Below are 19,786 nucleotides of genomic sequence, written 5' to 3'. Positions count from 1 at the left end.
CGTGCGCCGGGTCAGTCGACCCCGGGAGGATGCCCATGCGCGCGCTCAGTGCCGAGAGCCTGGCCTCGATCAGTGACACCGTCGCGGTACCGACCTACCCGAGGTCACCGGACAACACCTCGATCGTGCACTTCGGAGTCGGCGGGTTCCACCGCGCGCACATGGCCATGTACCTGGACCGGTTGATGGCCGAGGGCAAGGCGTTGGACTGGGCGATCTGCGGCGTCGGCGTGCTGCCCTCGGACAGCGCGATGCGCGACGCGCTGCACGCCCAGGACCACCTCTACACACTGGTGCTCAAGTTCCCGGACGGGCGGCTGGAGCCCAGGGTCATCGGGTCGATCCAGGACTACCTGTTCGCGCCGGACGACCCGGAGGCGGTCATCGAGCGGATGGCGGCCGAGCGCACCCGGATCGTCTCGCTCACCGTGACCGAGGGCGGCTACCACGTCCATCCGGTGACCGGCGAGTTCGACGACCGGGACGCCGGCATCCAGGCCGATCTGACGCCGGGGGCGACGCCGACCACGACGTTCGGCCTGATCACCGAGGCGCTGGTGCGGCGCAGGGAACGCGGCCTCGCGCCGTTCACCGTTCTCAGCTGCGACAACATCCAGGGCAACGGGCACGTCGCGCAGCGCATGTTCACCGCGTTCGCCCGGCTGCGTGACCCGGAGCTGGGCGCCTGGATGGAGGCCGAGGTCGCGTTCCCGAACTGCATGGTCGACCGGATCACCCCGGTGACCGCGGACTCCGACCGCGCCACGCTCGCCGAGCGCTTCGGCATCGAGGACCGCTGGCCGGTCGTGTGCGAGCCGTACACCCAGTGGGTGCTGGAGGACCACTTCACCCAGGGCAGGCCGCCCCTCGAGGAGGTCGGCACCCAGCTGGTCGAGGACGTCACACCGTACGAGCTCATGAAGCTGCGGTTGCTCAACGCCGGGCACCAGGTGATGTGTTATCTCGGGTACCTCGCCGGCTATCGGTACGCGCACGAGGCGGCGGCCGATCCGGCGTTCGTGGACCTGCTCATGGGGTACTGGGAACGGGAGGGGACGCCGGCGCTGCAGCCGGTGCCGGGCGTCGACCTGGTCGCGTACCGGCACAGCCTGATCGAGCGGTTCGCCAACCCGGCCGTGGCCGACACGTTGAGCAGGCTGTGTTTCGGCACGTCCGACCGCATCCCGAAGTTCCTGGTCCCGGTACTGCGTCACCAGCTGGACAACGGCGGCGAGTACTCCCGCTCGGTGCTCACGATCGCCTCGTGGGCCCGGTACGCGGAGGGCGTCGACGAGAAGGGCGACCCGATCGATGTCCAGGACCAGCTGCGCGAGGGGCTGATGGCCAACGCCGCGCGCCAGGGCATCGACGGACTGGAGTTCGTCCGGAACCGCGACCTGTTCGGAGACCTCGTCGACGACGAGCGGTTCGTCACCGAGTACCGGCGAGCGCTGCGGTCGCTGCACGAACAGGGCGCGGCCGCGACGGTCGCGGAGTGGGTCCGCGCCGGTTAGGTCAGTCGCCTGCCTTGGCCGGCGGGCTGGCGACGATCGCCCAGCAGCCGAGCGCGAACAGCACGGCGAGCTCCGAGATGCCGATCAGTCGCTCCATGGCACCGAGCGGGAAGACCCGCCACCAGGCGATACCGGTGACGAAGCTCTGGGCGACCGCGTAGAACAGGACGGAGAGGAACAACCAGCAGGCAAGGGCGGCCCGGCGGGTCCAGATCGCGGGTCGGATGCGCGAGCGGCGCGCGATCAGCAACGCGCCGGTCGGCAGGCTCAGGAACGCCGCGAGACTGGACATCCGGTGGATCATCCCGGCCGGGCCTGTCGACTGGCCGTTCTGGTAGTCGTACTTCTGGAAGACGACCAGTAGTACGAGACACACTGCCCAGACTCCGATGAGCAGCGATGCTGTACCGAGCGGCCGTAACAGGCGCGCACGGACCAGCCCGAGGAGGATGGCGATCGAACCGACCGCCAATGCGACGACCGCGACGTCGAACAACCAGCGGTTCGCGCCGAGCGCGTACTCCGAGATCGTCCGGCTCAGCGGGCTCACCGAGGACGACGGCGGCAGCACGTGCAGCAACACGATGAGCAGCAGCCCGAGGGAGACGAGCGAGGTGCCGATGACCGGAACGGCGCGCCCGATCATGGCGCGGCGCGCGACGTCGGCGTCAGGTGTCTCGGTCCTGCTCGCCGGCGAGATCGGCATCGGGGTCACGGCTGCTCCAGTACGGGTCGCTGGGTCCTGTCCGGTCAACGTCGTTCGGACGCTGCTGGTTCCGCGATCGCGCTTGGTCACAAACCGACGCTCCAGCGTGGTGGGTCAGCTGGTCCATGGGAGGATAAGGAAGTGAGTACTATCTCCGATCTGCAACTGGTGCCACCGTCGGTCGCGCTGCCGCCGGAGACCGAGGAGCTGCGCGCCGAGGTGCGTGACTTCCTGGCCAAGGAGCTGCTCGACGGCCGTTTCGTGCCTCGGTGCGACGTATGGCTGTCCGGCTGGGACGAGCGGTTCAGCCGTGAGCTGGGCGCCCGTGGCTGGCTCGGCATGACACTGCCGACCGAGTACGGCGGGCACGGCCGCGACGCACTGGCGCGATACGTGGTGACCGAGGAGCTGCTCGCCGCTGGTGCTCCGGTCGCCGCGCACTGGATCGCCGACCGGCAGATCGGACCGTCCCTGCTGCGCTTCGGCACCGAGACGCAGAAGCAGCGCTACCTGCCCCGGATCGCCAAGGGCGAGTGCTACTTCGGGATCGGGATGAGCGAGCCGGACTCCGGTTCGGACCTGGCCTCGGTGCGCACGAAGGCGGTGCGGGTCGACGGGGGGTGGCAGCTCACCGGAACCAAGGTCTGGACCTCCGGCGCGCACCACGCGCACGCGTTCTTCGCGCTGGCCCGCAGCGCGCCGGTCGAGGACGGCAACCGGCACGCCGGGTTGAGCCAGTTCATCGTCGAGCTCGACTCCCCGGGCGTGGAGATTCGGCCGATCAAGCTGCTCACCGGCGCGCACCACTTCAACGAGGTCGTGCTGGACGGAGTATTCATCCCGGACGACCTGGTTCTCGGCGAGATCGGTTCGGGCTGGCACCAGGTGACCTCCGAGCTGGCGTTCGAACGCAGCGGCCCGGAACGCTTCCTGTCGACGTTCCCGCTGCTGGTCGCACTGGTCGGCGAGCTGTCCTCGGCCGGGGAACGACTGGGCACGGCCGGTCTGCGTGACCTGGGGGCCCTGGTGTCCCGGGTGTGGACGTTGCGCCGGCTGTCACTGGGTATCGCGTCGTCGCTCAGCTCCGGTGCGCCCGCGGACGTGCCGGCGGCACTCGTCAAGGACCTCGGCACGCGCTACGAGAGCGAAGTGATCGAAGCGGCGAGGCTGCTGGTCGACGTCCCGCCCGATCCGGGCGCGGAAGGCGGGTTCGCCCGGCTGTTGGCCGAGGCGATCCTGCATGCCCCCGGGTTCACGCTGCGGGGCGGTACCAACGAAATCCTGCGGGGCGTGGTGGCGAGGGGGATGGGTCTGCGATGAGCGCCGGTACCGAGAACACGAGCAGCGCGGACGAGACGGCCGAGCTCACCGCGATGGCGCGGTCGGTGTTCGCCGATCACCCCGCGGAGGTGACCGAGGGACTGCCCGAGACGCTGTGGTCGACGCTCACCGAACTGGGACTGACCCAGCTCACTCTGCCCGAACAGGCGGGCGGCAGCGGCGGCACGCTCGCCGACGCCGCCGCGCTGCTACTCGTCGCCGGTGAGGCCTCGGCCGCGGTTCCGCTCGCCGAAACCGACCTTCTCGGTGGCTGGCTGCTGAACTCGGCGGGTCTCGCGGTGCCGGCCGGGCCGCTGACCGCGGTGGCGGACGACCGCGCGGAGCTGAGCCTGGGGACCGAGTCGTCCGGTGACGTGCGGGTGAGCGGCGAGCTGCGCAGGGTCGCCTGGGCGCGGCACGCGACGCGGGTGGCGGTTCTCGTGGCGGATCCGGACGGTGGCGACCTGGTTCTCTCGGTCGATCCGTCGGCGTCGGGTGTCGAATGTGCCGGAGGGACGAACCTCGCCGGGGAGCCCCGCGACGATGTCCGGCTCGACGTCGTCATTTCCGCCGCCGACGTGGCGAAAGCGCCCGAGGGTACCCGGGAGCTGCTCGGCAGACGTGCCGCGTTGGCGCGGGCCCTGCTGTTGGCCGGAGCCGCCGGGAAGGCACTCGCCCGGTCGATCCAGTACGCGGGGGAGCGGGTGCAGTTCGGCAGGCCCATCTCGAAGTTCCAGGCGATCCAGCAACAGCTCGCGCTCGCGGCCGCCGAGCTGGCCGCCGGTCGGGCGGCCGCCGAAGCCGCCGCGCGGATCGCGGCGGCCAGCGACTTCTCGGGGGATGACGCGGGGTTCGCCGTCGCGGTGGCGAAGGCACGGACCAGTGAAGCGGCCGGGGTCATCGCGCGGATCGCTCACCAGGTGCACGGCGCGATCGGGTTCACCCTGGAGCATGATCTTCGGTTGTCGACGACCCGGTTGTGGGCCTGGCGGGAAGAGGACGGCAGCGACTCGTACTGGCATGCCGCGATCGGGCGGCGGGTGCTTGCCGAAGGGGCTGACGGGTTGTGGCCTCTGCTGGTGCGTAGCAGTTGACGTTGGGGTCTCGTTTGCTGTGGTCGGGTTCAAGGCATCTCGGCTTCGCCGTCGACTCGTGAGTGGCAAGGGCGCCTATAGGCGCCCGGATCACTCACGACGGAAAAGCTGTCGTGAGTGCTCCGAGCGTCTACGCCTTCGGCGCCGCTTCGCGGTAGACGCCCTTGCCACTCACGATGGCGCCGCTTCGGGGTAGACGGCCTTGCCACTCGCGTGGGCCGCTAGCCTTTGGGGATGGGGCGTGGGTTTGGGTTGGTGATCGTTCGGGAGCCGCGTGAGGCGACCGTGGAGTCCGTGCGCAAGCTGACCAGGACCACCGGGGAAGGGGGAGTGCACCCGGTGGTCATCGATGGCAAGGACTGTGCCGACGAGGCGGCCTTGTTCGGCACGCTGGCCGAGAAGCTCGCCTTCCCGGACTACTTCGGCCGCAACTGGGACGCGCTGGACGAGTGCTTCTCGGACCTGCTGGAGATCACCGGCGGCGGCCTGGGCAGCGCCTTCGCCGACCGGCCGGGCGTCGCCGCTCGTACGCTGATCCTGACGTTCCTGGACAGCGCGCGACTGATCGACAACGGCGCCGACCTGCTCACGAAGCTGCTCGCCACATTCGATCACGCCGTGGACGTCAACCGCGAGCGCAATGCGGCCGGGCTCCGGGTGATCCTGCAGCTCGACGCCGCCGAGTCGGACGAGACCGAGGCGGCGCTGCGCCGGATCACCGAGGGGCCGGCCGGCGGCTGAGGTCAGCCGCCGGCCGATCGCTCAGTGCCGGGCCATCGGGGTGTCCGGGCCGGTCGGGAAGCAGCGCACCGGTTTCGCGTGGTCCGGGTCGAGCGCGTTGGTGATGTACTGCGCGGTCACCGGGTCGAACGCCACGGCGCCGTGTTCGGCGAGGTCTGCCGGGCAGTGATCCTGCAGCACGATGTTGGTGACCTTCGCGCCGTCGCGCTTCGGCATGACACCGCTGGTGTAGGGGATGACCAGCTCGTCGTGCTTCGTCATGATCATCGTGTAGGTCACACCGGGCACCGCCGGACCGCCGTCGGAGTTCATCTTCTTCAGGAACGGTGAGCCGTGCAGGAACTCCCGGCAGGAGGCGCACAGCGGGGCGAGCACCACACCGAGCGCCGGGTCGAGACCGAACTGCCCGGCGATCCGGTTGAGCTGGGCCACGCCGTAGAGCTGGGTGCCGTCCCACAGCGGTGTCATGCCCACGTAGCGGTCGACGTAGCGGTCGCCGCCGAGGAACTTGACGTAGTAGTTCGGCATGAGGCTGCCCTCGGAGTGCCCGACGATGTCGACCTTGTCGGCGCCGGTCGCGTGGCGCACCCGGTCGACGAAGTCGGCCAGCTCGTGCGAGCTGTCCTCCATCTTGCGCAGCCCGCCGACCTGGGACAGTGGCGGCGGCGCGAGCGGGGCACGGCCGTAGGTGAGGGAGAAGACGCAGTAGCCCTTGTCGGCGAGCAGAGGGGCGATGTAACCCCAGTTGACGGCCTGGTTGGCACTCAGGCCGTGCACCAGGACGACCGGGTTCGGGTGGGCGCTGCTGGGCTTGCAGTCCCACTTGTTCGAACCGGGTGGCGGTGGGTCGAACGGCGCCGGGTCGAAGATCGGCGCCGACGGTTGCGCCGCGGCGGGTGCGGCGGGTGCGGCGGAAGCCTGCCCCACCGGTCCGGCCACGAGTGCCGCGACGGTGAGTGCGCCGGCTGCCAGTGCGGTCGCCACGCGCGCGACACCTAATCGAACCATCATCGGCCCCTCGGGTGGAAATATCGGATCGCCTACTGGCCGCCTCAACGACGGTCCATCGGGCGGGGTTCGCCGGGGTGAACGGTTACACCCGGTAAGGGGTGATTACGCAGTGCCGACTGTCATGGTCAACTGCGCTCCGTTACTCTCCCCGGGACTTTGGTGATCGTTGGGTGCCCGAACCGGTTCTGGGGGTCTGTCTTGCGGCTTGCGCGAATGCGACACGCGGGAAGCGCGATGGTCGTGGCGGCGACGTGTGTCGGGTTGGCCGCGCTGACCCCCGGGGTGAGCTTCGCGGACACCGGTCCGGAAATCTCCGGCCGCTACGTGTCCCTCGGCGACTCCTACGTGGCCGGACCGCTCATCCCGCTGCAGACCGGGACGCCCTCGGGTTGCCTGCGCTCCGACCACAACTACCCGTCGCTGGTGCGCACCGGAGTGCACAGCTCGCAGTTCCAGGACGTGAGCTGCAGCGGTGCCACCACGAAGGAGATGACCTCGCCACAGGCGGTCACCGGCGGCTCGAACCCGCCGCAGCTCACCGCGGTCACCAAGGACACCGGCCTGGTGACGCTCGGTATCGGCGGCAACGACATCGGGTTCGCGGACATCATCAAGAACTGCGCGGTCAAGTCGCCGAGCAAGCCACTCGGTGCCGCGTGCAAGGACTACTACAACCAGGGCGGGCGCGACCAGCTGGCCGAGCGGATCGAGGCGACCGCTCCCAAGGTCGCCGCGGTGCTCGACCAGATCACCAAGCGTGCGCCGGACGCGAAGGTGCTCGTCGTGGGATACCCGACGATCCTGCCCGCGAAGGGCCCCGGTTGTTTCCCCGTCGTGCCGTTCAGCCCGGGGGACGTGGCCTGGCTGCGTGAGGTCCAGGGGCAGCTGAACGACATGCTGGCCGACGAGGCGGACCGGACGGACGCCGAGTTCGTCGACACCGCGCGCAGCAGCGTCGGCCACGACGTGTGCCAGCTGCCGGGGACCAAGTGGGTGGAAGGCCTCGTGCCGACCTCGCCCGCCGCTCCGGTGCACCCGAACGCCCTCGGCATGCGCAACAGCGCGAACGACGTGCTGGCCGCGCTGCACACCAGGGTGCTCGCCCCCTAGTACGGGGCCGCTAGCTAGCGCTTCCTGGTGAGCCGGGTCAGCCCGGCCAGCAGGCCGCGCTGGGGCACTCCGGTGACCGGTTCTGGGCCGGCGCCGTGTTCGGCGAGGACGTCGTTCGCGGCCAGCACCCCGGACATCGCCGAGCGCTCCATCAGACCTGAGCAGTACGGCAGCTGGACGAAGTCGCCCGCGACCCGCACCCCTCTCGCATCGGACGAGACGGTGGGGCGCAGGACCCGGGAGCCCGGTGGGAAGGCCGGGGCCTCGGCTTCCAGCCGGACGGACCGATGCAGGATCGTCGCGTCCGCGGTCTCCGGCCACAGCTGAGCCAGCTCGGCCAGCATGTGTTCGGTCGCGCTTCGTGCGTCGGGCCGGGTGCAGGCGTAGGAATGCAGCTCCAGCACCGCGCCACCGGTACGGGCCGCCCACGCGCGCGATCCGCGTTCGAGGCGGTGGTAGCAGGTGATGGAATCGAGTGTGTCCTGTCCGGTCACCGCCGAGAAGACAGCGCGTTCGGGCGAGACGTCGCGGTCGAGCCACAGCCTGCTCACCGCGTAGGGCTCGGCGACGCTGAGCGAGCCCACCTGCGCCGCGAGCCGGGGAGCCACCGCACGGGCCTCGTCGGATCGGTCGACGAGGCCGCGCAGCCCACCCGGATCGAGCGCCAGCAGGACGTGGCGCGTGTCCAGGGTCCGGGCGTCGAGCTCGACGCGCCACCGGTGATCGGGGCCGGGAACCAGCGCGTTGACCGGCGAACCGGTCATGACCTCCGCGCCGTGGCGGGTCAGGTGGGCGCGCAGCGGATTCCAGATGCAGGTGAGGTAGTCGGTGTCCGGGGCGTCGAAGGCGAGACCCTCCGGGTTGCCGAGGAAGTAGAAGTGGAACATCGCGACCAGCTCGGCCGCGGACATTCCGGTCGGATTGCAGAAGAACGACCGGGCGAACGCCTCGAACAGCATCGAGCGGGCGCGCTCGGACAGGTTCAACCGGTTCAGGAACTCGCCTGCCGACAGCGCTTCCAGCCCGAGCGCGGGATGGCCCTGGTCGAAACCGAGCAGCTCCAGCCCGAGTGTCCGGTTCGCGCCGACCAGATCGCGCCAGCCCAGACTGGGGGAGCGTGCGAACAGCGTGAGCAGGCTCAGCGGCGGCGTCGCCGGGAGCCCGGTGAGGTCCTCCTCGGGCCAGCGGGCCGAGAGGACCGGGTAGCTCCCGGTCGGCCTGAGGAACCGCAGAGCGGGGTCGGCGCGGCGCAGGATCGCGCGCCAGGTGTAGTACTGGCGGAAGAACGCGTGGAACCCGTGCTCGACGATCTGTTCGGAGCCGTCCGGCATCCGGTGGGGCCACGCACCGAGACGCCCGCCGAGCTGGCCTGCGGCCTCCAGCAGGGTCACCCGGACGCCGCGTTCGGCGAGGACCACCGCAGCGGAGATCCCGGCGACACCGCCGCCGATCACCACCGCGTCGACGCCGTCCGGCACCTCACGCGGCAGGTCCGGACGTCCGGGCACCAGCAGCTGTGGCCGCATGCGCAGCGGCCCGGCGCGGTGGTGCATCCGGCGATCATGCCGGATGCACCACCGTTGTGCGGGTTGTGCCGCTCAGCCGCCGCGCCGACGCAGCGCGTGGGCGCCGTTCGGCAGCTGCCCACGCGGTGCCGGCCCCCGGCGTTCCACCGAGGACTTCGGCTTCGGCCGGGTCGCGCCCTTGGCGGCTGCGCCCGGTCCGGATCGGACCGGTGGAGCGGCGGACAGGTCGCCGGTACCCAGCTCGCGGGCGAGCGCATCGCGGACGATGTCGCGCAGCGCCTCGGGGCGTTCGAGGGGATGGTTGTCAGGCAAGGGAACCTCCTGCGAAGTGAGTGATGGCGCGGTCTGCCCGCGCCATGAGATGACGGGGTGACTCGTGCGAAGCGCATCCTCAGAGGTCCATGCGTCGAACGGTAGCGCCGCCCGGAAGCGTGCGCGACCGAGTTTCCGACGACCACCGGGTCGGCTAACGTCCGGAGCGTGAGCGCGGAGACAGACGTGAGTGGACTGGCCGGGCATCTGGCGGGCTGGTCGCCCGCGCCGATCGAGCAGGTGGGGCGGGTGAGCAGCTGGTCGGTGGGCGCGTTCGCCGGCGTGCTGGACCAGCCGAGCCCGCTCGCGAACGGGCAGCTACCGCCGATGTGGCACTGGTTCGGTTTCCTCGACCACCCGGCACAGGCCGAGATCGGCGCCGACGGCCACCCGGCGGGCGGCCACTTCATGCCGCCGATCCCGGACCGCCGCAGGATGTTCGCGGGCGGCCGCTGGACGGGGCATCGTCCGTTCCCGGTCGACGCGGACCTGACCCGCCGCTCCTCGGTCACCTCCATGGAGGTCAAGTCCGGTCGCAGCGGCGAGATGGCCTTCGTGACGGTACTGAACGAGTTCCGGCACGACGGCGAGCTGGCGGTCAGCGAGGAACAGGACATCGTCTACCGGAGCCAGCCCGATCCGGCGCCGTCGGCCACGCCTCCCGCCGCGAAGCCCCCGGCACCGCCGGAGCAGGTCGACGAGCCCCCGGCCGAGCACGCGCTGACGCTGCTACCGGACGCGCCGCTGCTCTTCAGGCTCAGTGCCCTGACCTACAACACCCACCGCATCCACTACGACCTTCCGTACGCGACCGGGGTCGAGGGCTACCCCGGCCTGGTGGTGCACGGACCGCTCCTGGCGTTGCTCGCGCTCGAGCTGCCGCGCAGGTTCGCCCCCGGCTCCCGGGTCACCGGGTTCTCGTACCGGCTGCGCAGGCCCGCCTTCGCCGGGACACCGGTGCGGGCACGGACGTTGTCGACGGACGGCGAATGGGACGTGGCGGTGGGCGTGCCCGGCACGGCGCCGTCGCTGACCGCGTCCGTGCGGCTGGTGGCCGGGTAGCTCGCACAGAGGCTGGGGCTCGAGCGACTTTGCACACCTTCGTGCTGCGTCGCACACGTTCGGACATGTGCGACGCAGCACGTGGGTGTGCAAAGTGCAACCGCCGCAGCTCATGCCAAGGTAGGGGGCGTGCGTATCGCCACCTGGAACGTCAACTCCGTCCGCTCCCGCATGCCCCGGCTGCTGCCCTGGCTCGACGAGCGCGAGCCGGATGTGGTGTGTCTGCAGGAGACCAAGCTGCCGGACGACGCGTTCACCGAGCTGCTCGACGAGGAGCTGGGCTCGCGCGGCTACCAGGTCGCGCACCACGGCGAAGGCCGGTGGAACGGTGTCGCGCTCCTGTCCAGGGTCGGCCTCGAGGACGTGGCGCGGGGTCTGCCGGACGAGCCCGGCTTCCCCGAGCCGGAGGCCCGCGCGGTGTCCGCAACCTGCGACGGGCTGCGGATCACCTCGGTGTACGTCCCCAACGGCCGTACCCCGGACGATCCGCACTACGAGTACAAGCTCGCCTGGCTCGGTGCGCTACGGGACAGTGTGGCCGCGCAGAAGCTGCCCAGCGTGGTGTGTGGCGACATGAACGTGGCCCCGACCGACGAGGACGTCTGGGACCCGGCCCAGTTCGTCGGGTCGACACACGTGACGCCCGCCGAGCGGGCGGCGCTGGCCGAGCTGACGAAGCTCGGGTTGCGCGATGTCGTGCGCGATCGCTGGCCCACCCAGCGTGTGTTCAGCTACTGGGACTACCGCGCCGGTCGGTTCCACCAGGACCTGGGCATGCGGATCGACCTGATCCTCGCGGCCGGACCGGTCGCCGAGCGGGTCGCGGCGGCCTGGGTCGACCGTGCCGCGCGCAAGGGAACGGGGCCGAGCGACCACGCCCCGGTCATCGTGGATCTGGACACCGCGCCGGACGGGGACATCGGTCCGGTGGTCCCGCCTCCGTCGCGCCCGGCGAAACGGTCGCGCTGAGTGACGGCCCAATCACAACTCCGCGCAACCTCAGCGCCGCCGTGCCGTTGAGATAGCAGTAAGAGTGTGATTCTTGGTTGTTATGCTACGAATCACACGCGATGTCGCATTGTGGCGCCGACCGGCAGCCGGGTGCTCGTCTCATTAGGAGGGCTCACAGGTGAGTGCTGGGGTAGAGGTCCGCGTCGAGGGCCTCTCGAAGTCGTTCGGCCGCTCCAACATCTGGTCGGACGTATCGCTGACGCTGCCTCCCGGTGAGGTGAGTGTCCTGCTCGGGCCGTCGGGTACGGGCAAGTCGGTGTTCCTGAAGAGCCTGATCGGGCTGCTCAAGCCGGAGAAGGGCTCGATCTTCATCCACGACACCGACCTGGTGCGCTGCAACGAGTCGCGGCTGTACGAAATCCGCAAGCTGTTCGGTGTGCTGTTCCAGGACGGCGCGCTGTTCGGGTCGATGAACCTGTACGACAACATCGCCTTCCCGCTGCGTGAGCACACGAAGAAGGGTGAGAAGGAGATCAAGGACATCGTCATGGAGAAGATCGACATGGTCGGTCTGACCGGTGACGAGGGCAAGCTGCCCGGCGAGATCTCCGGCGGTATGCGCAAGCGTGCCGGCCTGGCGCGCGCGCTGGTGCTGGACCCGGAGATCATCCTGTTCGACGAGCCGGACTCAGGTCTGGACCCGGTCCGTACGGCGTACCTGAACCAGCTGATCATCGACCTGAACGCGCAGACCGACTCGACGTTCCTGATCGTCACCCACGACATCAACACCGCGCAGACGGTGCCGGACAACATCGGGTTGCTCTACCGCAAGCACCTGGCGATGTTCGGCCCGCGCGAGGTCCTGCTGACCTCGGAGGAGCCGGTGGTCGCGCAGTTCCTCAACGGCCGCCGCCAGGGCCCGATCGGGATGTCGGAGGAGAAGGACTCCGAGCAGGCCGAGCGTGAGATGGCCGAGATGAGCGGCGAGCTGGCCGGTCTGCCGCCGCTGAAGCCGCAGATCGAGGTCTCCCCGGGGGTGCCGGAGCGCAAGGCCGTCGGCCGTCGCGAGTCCCGGGTGCGCGAGATGATGCACGAGCTGCCGGAGAACGCCCAGGCCGCCATCCGGGAGAGCCTCAAGCGCAACGGCAACGGCGCGCACCAGCGCGACGACGGCCCTGCGACGGAGCAGTTCGACCGCCAGCGGTGACCGATGCCGCTCAGCCGGCGCGACGGTGCGGGTTCACCGCCCGCCGGCTGAGCGGTTCACGCAGACCGAGGTGTTCGCGCAGGGTGGTCCCGCTGTACTCGGTGCGGTAGACGCCCCGCTCCTGCAGCTCGGGCACGAGCAGCTCGACGATGTCGTCGAGCCCCTCCGGGATCAGGTACGGCGTGATGTTGAACCCGTCGACGGCGCCGTGCCTGGCGAAGTGGGTGAACTTGTCGGCGAGGCCTTCAGGCGTGCCGACGTGACCGCGTTGCGGTCCGAGCGCGATCACCGTCTCTCGCAGTGACCAGCCGTGGTGTTCCGCTTCGGCGCGCCACCGGGCGACGGTCGCGCGCGGGTCCGCGACCCGGCGGGCACCGAACGCCCCGGTGTTCTCGATGACCACCGGGTCCTCCTTCGGCAGTGGGCCGTCGGCGTCCCGGTCGGACAGATCGATACCCCACAGCAGGCTCGCCACGTTCAGCGCGGTCGCCGGGGTGACCTGCGCGAACCGGACCCAGCGTGCCTTCTCCCGTGCCTCCTTCTCGGTGCGGCCGATGATGATCTCGGTCCCGGGCAGGATGCGCAGGTCGTCGCCGGGCCGGCCGGCGGCGCGCAGGCGCGTGCGGATGTCGGTGGCGAACGACAACGCGTCGTCGAACTCGGTGCCGTGCGCGGAGAAGATCACGTCCCCGTTGCGTGCCGCGAAGTCGCGTCCCTCCGAGGAGTCCCCGGCCTGGAAGATCACCGGATGCCCCTGGGCGCTGCGCGGCAGGCTCGGCACGAGGTCCACGTCGAACTGGCTGCTCAGCTCGCGGACCCTGCGTACCGCGCCCGGCGTCGCCCAGGACGGCGCCTCGCGGGAGTCCGCGACGGCGTCGTCGGCCCAGCCGTCCCACAGCGCCCTGGCGACCGTGAGGAACTGCTCCGCCCGTACGTAGCGGTCGGCGTGGTCCAGGTAGCCGCCCCGGCGGAAGTTCGCGCCGGTCCAGGCGTTGTCCGTGGTCACGACGTTCCAGCCTGCGCGACCTTCGGACAGCAGGTCCAGCCCGGACAGGCGGCGCGCGAGATCGGTGGGCTCGTTGAACGTCGTGTTCGACGTGCTGACCAGGCCGATGCGGTCGGTGACCGCGGCGAGCGCGGCCAGCTGCGTGATGGCATCAGGTCGACCGGCCACGTCGAGATCGTGGATGAGACCGTCGACCTCGCGCAGTCGCAGCCCCTCGCCGAGGAAGAACGCGTCGAACAGCCCACGCTCGGCGGTCTGCGCGACCTTGCGAAAGGACGCCGGGTCGATCTGTGAACCGCTGCCCGGGTCGGACCAGATCGTCCAGTGGTTGACGCCCTGGAAGAACACTCCGAAGTGCAGCTGGGCGTTCGGGTACGGGACGTCGGTCGGGTCGGTGCTGGTCATCGGGATCCTCCGGCGGTGGCGAAGCGGTTGGCGGGCCGAGGCAGCCCGAGAGTGGTGCGCAGCGATGCCCCGGGCACGGGACGGGCGGTGAGGCCGGTCTTGCGCAGCGCGGGAAGTACCAGCTGGGAGAGCACGGCGAGGTCCTCGTCGAGGACCAGCGGGTGCAACCGGACTCCGGTGACCGACGTCGAGTGCAGCTCGGTGAGCAGCCGGAGGAGACCGTCAGGGCCGCCGGTGTAGCGCAGCCGTCCCCGGTCCGGCCAGGGCGCGTGCCGTTCGAGGTCGGCGATCCGCTCGGCGGCCGACGCGGCAGGGGTGTCCAGCGCCAGTTCGATCTCGGCGAAGGCGTGCGTGGTGCCGCGACCCGCCGCGTCGAGGGAGGCCACGTCGGAGCCGCTGACCAGGGTCACGTCCACCTGCTCGGCGGGCAGCAGGCCGTCCGGTGCGAAGACGACGAGCTGGCCCTGCGGTGACCGAGGGACGATCGCCGGGCCCTTCACCGCGAACGTGTCACCGGTGAAGTCGATGTAGTGCAGGCGGTCGCGGTCGAGGTAGCGGCTGGTAGCGACGTCCCGGATGACCGCCTCGTCCTCCCACGAGTCCCACAGGTCGCGCACGACCCGCACCGAGTCGAGCGCCTCAGCGGCCACGCGCGACTGCTCGACGGCGGGCCGGCCCCAGGCCCGCGCGGCTTCGGGCTCCGGGGAGGTGCCGACCACCCAGCCGGCCCTGCCGACCGAGATGTGGTCGAGCGAGGCGAGCTGCGAGGAACTGTGGAACGGCTCGGCATAGGTCGTGGACACGACCGGTGCGATGCCCAGGACGCTGGTCGACGCCGCGATGAAGGCCGCGCGCTCGACCGACCCGATCCGGCCGAGCGGCCCGGCCTCCGGTGCCGGCAGCGAGTCGTCCAGCGTGACGAGCGTGAAGCCGGCGTTCTCCGCGACGGCGGCCACCGACCGCGTCCGACGCGGGCTCAGCAGCTCAGCGGGTGAATGGGCGGCGCGACGCCAGGCATCGGGATGCGCGCCGTCGCCGTCGATCTCCAGGGCGAGGTGCAGGGGAGTGGACACGCAGGTTCCTTCCGCGAGCGAACACGGCTGACGGCCCGACGGGTGTCGGGTCGAGGTGATCTCGCGGGGGGATCAGACGGCGGACGCGGTCCGGCACAGGTCGACGTGCCGGCGGGTGATCAGCCGCAGGGCATCGGTGTGGGTTCGCACGCTCGCCTCCATCGGCCTGGCGTTAGCACCACACGCCCGAATGGTTCGGAACGCGGTTGCTGCGGCATCAGCGAGCCAGGTCTCTCCGCCGCTCTGGATGGGCTGCCTTCGACGTTACGCGCTGATCCCGCTCGGTTGTCAATGCGCGTGCGCCGGGTCACGGCGACTAATCCTGACTTGACAGGTCGACTTTGTTCAGTATTACTCGACAGGGCGACCCCGGCCGGGTCGCGTCGTCGTACCTCGATGGAGGAGAGACCGTGTCGATCGCCCACCCGGCGCCCGCGCTCACCGCGTGGCCCGCCAGCTGGTCGCGGCGTCGTCACGTGGATCTGTGTCGTACCCAGACCGCGCTCTGTCGCTGAGCGCACTCTCCGGTCGCAGTTCCCCGTAACGCCGCGTCGTCGACCCGCGCGCACGGGGCCCTCTCATCGCCCTGGAAGGGGACTGTCGGTGACCTTGCCCGCGCTCGAGGTTCGGCAGGTCGCGTACAGCGATCCGCTGGTGGTGCCGATGTTGACCGAGCTGTCGCACGAGTACTGGACCCGGTACCGGCACACGCTCGGCGACATCGCCGAGGAGATGCGTGCGCGGCCGACCGAGTTCGGCCCTCCCGATGGCGGCCTCGTCCTGCTGCTGACCGAGGGCGAACCGGTCGCGGGTGGTGCGTTCCGCCGCTACGACGAGCGGACCGCCGAGCTCAAACGCATCTGGACGCACTCGGCGCACCGCAGACGTGGCCTGGCCAGGCGCGTGCTCGCCGAACTGGAACGAGAGATCGCCGCACGCGGTTACCGGCGGATCTACCTGACCACCGGTCCTCGGCAGCCCGAGGCGAAGGGCCTGTACCTGGCCACCGGTTATCGGCCCCTGTACGACCCGAACCTGGACCCGGAGCAGATCGGCCCGCACCCGTTCGAGAAGGACGTTGATCAGTGATGACCGCCGTACCCGAGACCGTCCCCGCCACGACCCACGGCCCACCGGCCTCGGAGGAGGATCCCGCGGCTCGACTGCGGGTGATCCCGGCGAGACACCCGGGGCGGTGGGTGGCCACCGCCGTCGTGGCGGTGCTCGCCGCGATGGCGGTCAACGCGCTGCTCACGAACCCCGCGTGGGACTGGGCGACGGTCGGACAGTTCCTGTTCGCCCCGTCGATCGTGCGCGCGGTCGGGCTGACCCTGAAACTGACACTTCTCGGCATCGTCCTGGGTTTCGTGCTCGGCACCGTGCTCGCGCTGATGCGGTTGTCCCAGAGCCCGCTGCTGCGCGCGGTCAGCTGGACCTACATCTGGATCTTCCGCTCGGTCCCGCTGATCCTGCAGCTGCTGTTCTGGTTCAACCTCGCGTTGCTCTATCGGTCGATCACGTTCGGGATCCCGTTCGGGCCGGCGTTCTTCGCGGTCGGCACGATGGATCTGATCAGCCCGGTGACCGCGGCGGTACTCGGGCTGGCGCTGCACCAGGCCGCGTACGCCGCGGAGGTGGTCCGCTCCGGTTTCCTCTCGGTGGACCCCGGCCAGCTCGAAGCGGCGGCGGCGCTGGGGATTCCCCGGCTGCGCCAGTTCCGCCGGATCCTGCTGCCGCAGGCGATGCGCACGATCCTGCCGACAGCGGGCAACGAGCTGATCGGCCTGGTCAAAGGCACGTCGGTGGTCTACATCATGGCCCTGAGCGAGTTGTTCTACCAGGTCCAGGTGATCTACACGCGCAGCGGACGGGTCATCCCGATGCTGCTGGTCGCCGCACTCTGGTACCTCGCGTTGACCACCGTCATGTCGGTCGCGCAGTTCTACATCGAGCGGTACTACGCGCGCGGCGCATCCAGGGCGTTGCCGCCGACGCCGATCCAGAAACTGCGCGCGTCGTTGAGCACCCTCCACACCGGGCGCGGGGGCTCGACGTGACCGCGATGGTCGAGCTGCGTGGCGTGCACAAGGCGTACGGCCCGCTCGAGGTGTTGCGCGACGTCGACCTGACGGTGCGCACCGGCGAGGTGACCGTGCTGCTCGGCCCGTCCGGTTCCGGCAAGTCCACGTTACTGCGGGCGATCAACCACCTGGAGAAGGTCGACCGGGGCTTCGTCAGGGTGGACGGCGAGCTGATCGGCTACCGGCAGTCCGGGGACCGGCTGCACGAGCTGTCCGAACGACACATCCTGCGCCAGCGCAGCCATATCGGGTTCGTGTTCCAGAGCTTCAACCTGTTCGGCAACCTCACCGTGCTGGACAACGTGGCGGAAGCCCCGATCTCGGCGCAGGGCCGCGACCGCGACGAGACCTACCGGCACGCCCGCGAGCTGCTGGATCGGGTCGGGCTCGCGGAGAAGGCCGACGAGTACCCGAGGCGGCTGTCCGGCGGCCAGCAGCAGCGCGTCGCGATCGCCAGGGCGCTGGCGTTGCGCCCGAAGCTGCTGCTGTTCGACGAGCCCACCTCGGCGCTGGACCCCGAGCTGGTCGGTGAGGTCCTCGACGTCATGCGTGACCTGGCGGGCAGCGGCACCACGATGATCGTGGTCACCCACGAGATCGGCTTCGCCCGGGAGGTGGCGGACACGGTCGTGTTCCTCGACGAAGGACGCGTCGTCGAACAGGGCAGCCCGGCGCAGGTACTCGACCGGCCGCGCGAACCACGCACCCGCGCCTTCCTGAGCAAGGTCCTGCCGTGAACGCCGACTCCCCGAAGAGGAACCCCGTGCCGACCCGATCCCTACGGCTCGTCGCCGTGCTGCCCGTCCTGCTCGCCGTTGCGCTGACCGCGTGCGCCGGCCCCGACCCCGACCAGAAGCCGCCGCCCGCGACCGGGCAGAACGCCATCAACACCAGCCCGGACCAGCACCGCATTCGCGGGCAGAAGGTCGAGGCGATCGCGGCGTCACTGCCCGCCGCGATCCGGAGCAAGGGGACACTGGTCGTCGGCGCGGACGGCAAGGGCAGCCCGCCGCTGAACTTCCCCGCCGACGACGACCGCACCATGATCGGCGTCGAGACCGACGTGGCGCAGCTGGTCGCGGACACCCTCGGGCTGACGCTGGACCTGCGCCAAACGTCCTGGGCGAACCTGTTCCTCGCCGTCGACTCCGGCCAGTACGACGCCGGCTTCTCCAACATCACGGTGACCGAGGAACGCAAGGACTCCTACGACTTCGCCACCTACCGGGTGGACACCGTGGCCTTCGAGGCGGCGAAGGACAGCCCGATCCAGCAGGTCACGAAGCCCTCGGACATTGCGGGCCGTACCGTCGCGGTGTCGGCGGGCACCAACCAGGAGCAGATTCTGTTGCGCTGGGACGCCCAGAACAAGGCGGCCGGGCTGGCGCCGGCCAAGCTGCAGTACTACACCAACCCGGGGGACTACTACCTGGCGCTGCAGTCCGGGCGGATCGACCTGTACCTCGGACCGAACCCGAACGCCAGCTATCACGTCGCGGTCAAGGGTGACACGAAGATCGTCGGCCGGGTCAGCGGCGGCGGGGAGATCACCGCCGACATCGCGGCCATGACGAAGAAGAACAACGGGCTGGTCGGGCCGCTCAACGAGGCGCTGAACACGGTCATCAAGAACGGCAGCTACAGCCAGGTACTGCAGCGATGGAACCTGACCAGCGAGGCGATCCCAGTCTCCCAGATCAACCCACAGGGTCTGCCCCGGACGTGACGGCGGGAACTCTGGGCGGCCCGACCGAGTTGACTGAGTACCTTCTCAGGAAATGGGGACATCATGGCCGGCCCGTTCAGCAAGATCGGAGCGTTCCTGAAGAGCCCGCAGGGGCGCAAGCTCACCGATCAGGCCAAGACCTACGCGCGTGACCCGCGCAACCGGGCGAAGGCGAAGCAGATGCTCGACAGGTTCCGAGGCGGCAAGGGCGGCACCGGCCGTCACTGACCAGCGTCACCCGGCGGCGGCGATGAGCTGATCGGCCAGAGCCGCCGCCTGCTCGATCGGCGTGGCCGAGCGGTTCGCCTTCGAGCCGACCAGGGCTCCGTCGTAGAGCATCTGCAGGTTGGTCGCCAGCTGCTCCGGCTCGCGGGCGCCCGCCTGGGTGAGCGCCGTGGTCAGCTCGGTCAGTAGCCACTGGCGGTGGGCATTCACCACGGCGCGGACCGGGCTGTCCTGATCCGGGAACTCGGTCAGCGCGTTGAGGTACAGACAACCCCGGTAGTCGCGCCGGCGGGCAGCCGCCCCGGCGAGCCGGAAGACGGTGCGTACCCGGTCGAGCGGGCGATCGTCGAGCCCGCGCACGGCCCGCTCGTATCCGGCGCGGTCCTTCTCGTCCGCCCGCCGCAGGTAACTCACCACGAGCGTGTCCTTCGACCCGAAGTGCTGGTAGAGGCTCGCCCTGGCGACATCGGCATCGGCGATCAGCCGGTCGATGCCCACGGCGCGGATTCCCTCCCGATCGAACAGCGTGGTCGCGCTGTCCAGCAGACGGTCGGCGGGGCTCGGTCGGTTCGTCGGGGCCGTGGTGGGCATGTGGCCAGCATAGAACGAAAGTCTTCCAGACAGATCGGTCTATCCGGTAGTGTCGTCGGTGTGAGTCCGGAACCGTTGGTTCAACGCCGCCACATCGACCTGCTGAGGGTCGTCGCCGCGGC

At 70.1% G+C, this 19,786-nt stretch carries 21 protein-coding genes and 1 riboswitch; of the genes, 13 read left to right on the top strand and 8 right to left on the bottom strand.

Annotated elements, in window-relative coordinates; translation table 11 throughout:
• Positions 1–35 precede the first annotated feature (35 nt).
• Positions 36–1,514 carry a mannitol dehydrogenase family protein gene (locus tag G406_RS0100230; RefSeq protein ID WP_028932210.1) on the top strand — a complete coding sequence of 493 codons (1,479 nt, stop codon included), beginning with the start codon at positions 36–38 and terminating at the stop codon, positions 1,512–1,514.
• A gap of 1 nt (position 1,515) precedes the next feature.
• Here the strand turns inward: G406_RS0100230 and G406_RS0100225 are convergent, their stop codons facing one another.
• On the bottom strand, positions 1,516–2,220 hold the full coding sequence (locus G406_RS0100225) for a DUF998 domain-containing protein (protein ID WP_064742827.1): 705 nt from the start codon (positions 2,218–2,220) through the stop codon (positions 1,516–1,518).
• Between the two features lie 141 nt (positions 2,221–2,361).
• Between G406_RS0100225 and G406_RS0100220 the strand changes: the two genes are divergently transcribed.
• The 3 genes from G406_RS0100220 to G406_RS43785 all read left to right on the top strand — a co-directional run bounded on the left by G406_RS0100220 (position 2,362) and on the right by G406_RS43785 (position 5,375).
• The gene (locus G406_RS0100220) at positions 2,362–3,540 is read left to right on the top strand and encodes an acyl-CoA dehydrogenase family protein (protein ID WP_211241005.1); all 1,179 of its coding nucleotides are present in this window, start codon (positions 2,362–2,364) and stop codon (positions 3,538–3,540) included.
• Positions 3,537–4,634, top strand: coding sequence for an acyl-CoA dehydrogenase family protein (locus tag G406_RS43790; RefSeq protein ID WP_037074557.1), 1,098 nt, complete (start codon positions 3,537–3,539; stop codon positions 4,632–4,634). Before G406_RS0100220 ends, G406_RS43790 begins: the two co-directional genes overlap by 4 nt.
• A 234-nt stretch (positions 4,635–4,868) precedes the next feature.
• The gene (locus G406_RS43785; protein ID WP_084215666.1) at positions 4,869–5,375 is read left to right on the top strand and encodes a barstar family protein; all 507 of its coding nucleotides are present in this window, start codon (positions 4,869–4,871) and stop codon (positions 5,373–5,375) included.
• A gap of 21 nt (positions 5,376–5,396) precedes the next feature.
• Here the strand turns inward: G406_RS43785 and G406_RS43780 are convergent, their stop codons facing one another.
• Complete coding sequence (locus G406_RS43780; RefSeq protein ID WP_245606962.1) at positions 5,397–6,359, bottom strand: lipase family alpha/beta hydrolase; 963 nt, start codon at positions 6,357–6,359, stop codon at positions 5,397–5,399.
• A gap of 240 nt (positions 6,360–6,599) precedes the next feature.
• Here G406_RS43780 and G406_RS0100200 point away from each other — a divergent pair, with 240 nt between their 5' ends.
• Positions 6,600–7,496 (top strand): SGNH/GDSL hydrolase family protein, encoded by an 897-nt coding sequence (locus G406_RS0100200; protein WP_028932207.1) that lies wholly within the window; start codon positions 6,600–6,602, stop codon positions 7,494–7,496.
• A gap of 14 nt (positions 7,497–7,510) precedes the next feature.
• On the opposite strand, the gene G406_RS0100195 is transcribed toward G406_RS0100200, so the two are convergent.
• Positions 7,511–9,049 carry an FAD-dependent oxidoreductase gene (locus G406_RS0100195; RefSeq protein WP_037074553.1) on the bottom strand — a complete coding sequence of 513 codons (1,539 nt, stop codon included), beginning with the start codon at positions 9,047–9,049 and terminating at the stop codon, positions 7,511–7,513.
• 45 nt (positions 9,050–9,094) lie between these two features.
• Positions 9,095–9,334, bottom strand: a complete 240-nt coding sequence (locus tag G406_RS0100190; RefSeq protein ID WP_028932205.1) for a hypothetical protein — start codon at positions 9,332–9,334, stop codon at positions 9,095–9,097.
• Between the two features lie 168 nt (positions 9,335–9,502).
• On the opposite strand from G406_RS0100190, the gene G406_RS0100185 reads away from it, so the two are divergent.
• The 3 genes from G406_RS0100185 (at position 9,503) to G406_RS43775 (ending at position 12,557) form a co-directional block, all read left to right on the top strand.
• A complete protein-coding gene (locus G406_RS0100185) occupies positions 9,503–10,396 on the top strand; it encodes an HTD2 family dehydratase (protein WP_245606961.1) in 894 nt (297 codons plus the stop codon).
• A 129-nt stretch (positions 10,397–10,525) separates the two neighbouring features.
• The gene (locus G406_RS0100180) at positions 10,526–11,365 is read left to right on the top strand and encodes an exodeoxyribonuclease III (RefSeq protein WP_028932203.1); all 840 of its coding nucleotides are present in this window, start codon (positions 10,526–10,528) and stop codon (positions 11,363–11,365) included.
• Positions 11,366–11,525: 160 nt separating this feature from the next.
• The gene (locus G406_RS43775; RefSeq protein ID WP_051341240.1) at positions 11,526–12,557 is read left to right on the top strand and encodes an ABC transporter ATP-binding protein; all 1,032 of its coding nucleotides are present in this window, start codon (positions 11,526–11,528) and stop codon (positions 12,555–12,557) included.
• Positions 12,558–12,567: 10 nt separating this feature from the next.
• On the opposite strand, the gene G406_RS0100170 is transcribed toward G406_RS43775, so the two are convergent.
• The 3 genes from G406_RS0100170 to G406_RS59500 form a co-directional block, all read right to left on the bottom strand.
• Positions 12,568–13,968, bottom strand: a complete 1,401-nt coding sequence (locus G406_RS0100170; RefSeq protein WP_028932202.1) for an NtaA/DmoA family FMN-dependent monooxygenase — start codon at positions 13,966–13,968, stop codon at positions 12,568–12,570.
• Positions 13,965–15,041: an LLM class flavin-dependent oxidoreductase gene (locus G406_RS0100165; protein ID WP_028932201.1), complete on the bottom strand. Its 1,077-nt coding sequence runs from the start codon at positions 15,039–15,041 to the stop codon at positions 13,965–13,967. The genes G406_RS0100170 and G406_RS0100165 overlap by 4 nt, the downstream gene beginning before the upstream one ends.
• Positions 15,042–15,113: 72 nt before the next feature.
• Positions 15,114–15,203, bottom strand: a complete 90-nt coding sequence (locus G406_RS59500) for a putative leader peptide (protein WP_342666176.1) — start codon at positions 15,201–15,203, stop codon at positions 15,114–15,116.
• Positions 15,197–15,295, bottom strand: a riboswitch (SAM riboswitch). It overlaps the preceding gene by 7 nt.
• A gap of 349 nt (positions 15,296–15,644) precedes the next feature.
• Here G406_RS59500 and G406_RS0100155 point away from each other — a divergent pair.
• From G406_RS0100155 to G406_RS57695, 5 genes are all read left to right on the top strand, one after another.
• Positions 15,645–16,130, top strand: a complete 486-nt coding sequence (locus G406_RS0100155) for a GNAT family N-acetyltransferase (protein ID WP_037074549.1) — start codon at positions 15,645–15,647, stop codon at positions 16,128–16,130.
• The gene (locus tag G406_RS43770) at positions 16,130–17,098 is read left to right on the top strand and encodes an amino acid ABC transporter permease (RefSeq protein ID WP_051341239.1); all 969 of its coding nucleotides are present in this window, start codon (positions 16,130–16,132) and stop codon (positions 17,096–17,098) included. Before G406_RS0100155 ends, G406_RS43770 begins: the two co-directional genes overlap by 1 nt.
• Positions 17,099–17,103: 5 nt before the next feature.
• Entirely contained in the window at positions 17,104–17,859 is a 756-nt protein-coding gene (locus tag G406_RS0100145) for an amino acid ABC transporter ATP-binding protein (protein WP_037074769.1), read from the top strand.
• Between the two features lie 26 nt (positions 17,860–17,885).
• The gene (locus G406_RS0100140; protein ID WP_245606960.1) at positions 17,886–18,848 is read left to right on the top strand and encodes an ABC transporter substrate-binding protein; all 963 of its coding nucleotides are present in this window, start codon (positions 17,886–17,888) and stop codon (positions 18,846–18,848) included.
• A 63-nt stretch (positions 18,849–18,911) separates the two neighbouring features.
• Entirely contained in the window at positions 18,912–19,076 is a 165-nt protein-coding gene (locus G406_RS57695; protein ID WP_169736552.1) for a hypothetical protein, read from the top strand.
• A 6-nt stretch (positions 19,077–19,082) separates the two neighbouring features.
• Here G406_RS57695 and G406_RS0100130 read toward each other — a convergent pair whose 3' ends face one another.
• Positions 19,083–19,664 carry a TetR/AcrR family transcriptional regulator gene (locus G406_RS0100130; RefSeq protein ID WP_051341237.1) on the bottom strand — a complete coding sequence of 194 codons (582 nt, stop codon included), beginning with the start codon at positions 19,662–19,664 and terminating at the stop codon, positions 19,083–19,085.
• Positions 19,665–19,786: the final 122 nt, after the last annotated feature.

This window comes from Actinospineispora spinosispora DSM 44797, assembly GCF_000429025.1.
Taxonomy (GTDB): domain Bacteria; phylum Actinomycetota; class Actinomycetes; order Mycobacteriales; family Pseudonocardiaceae; genus Pseudonocardia; species Pseudonocardia spinosispora.
This window is presented reverse-complemented; position numbering and strand designations above follow the sequence as displayed.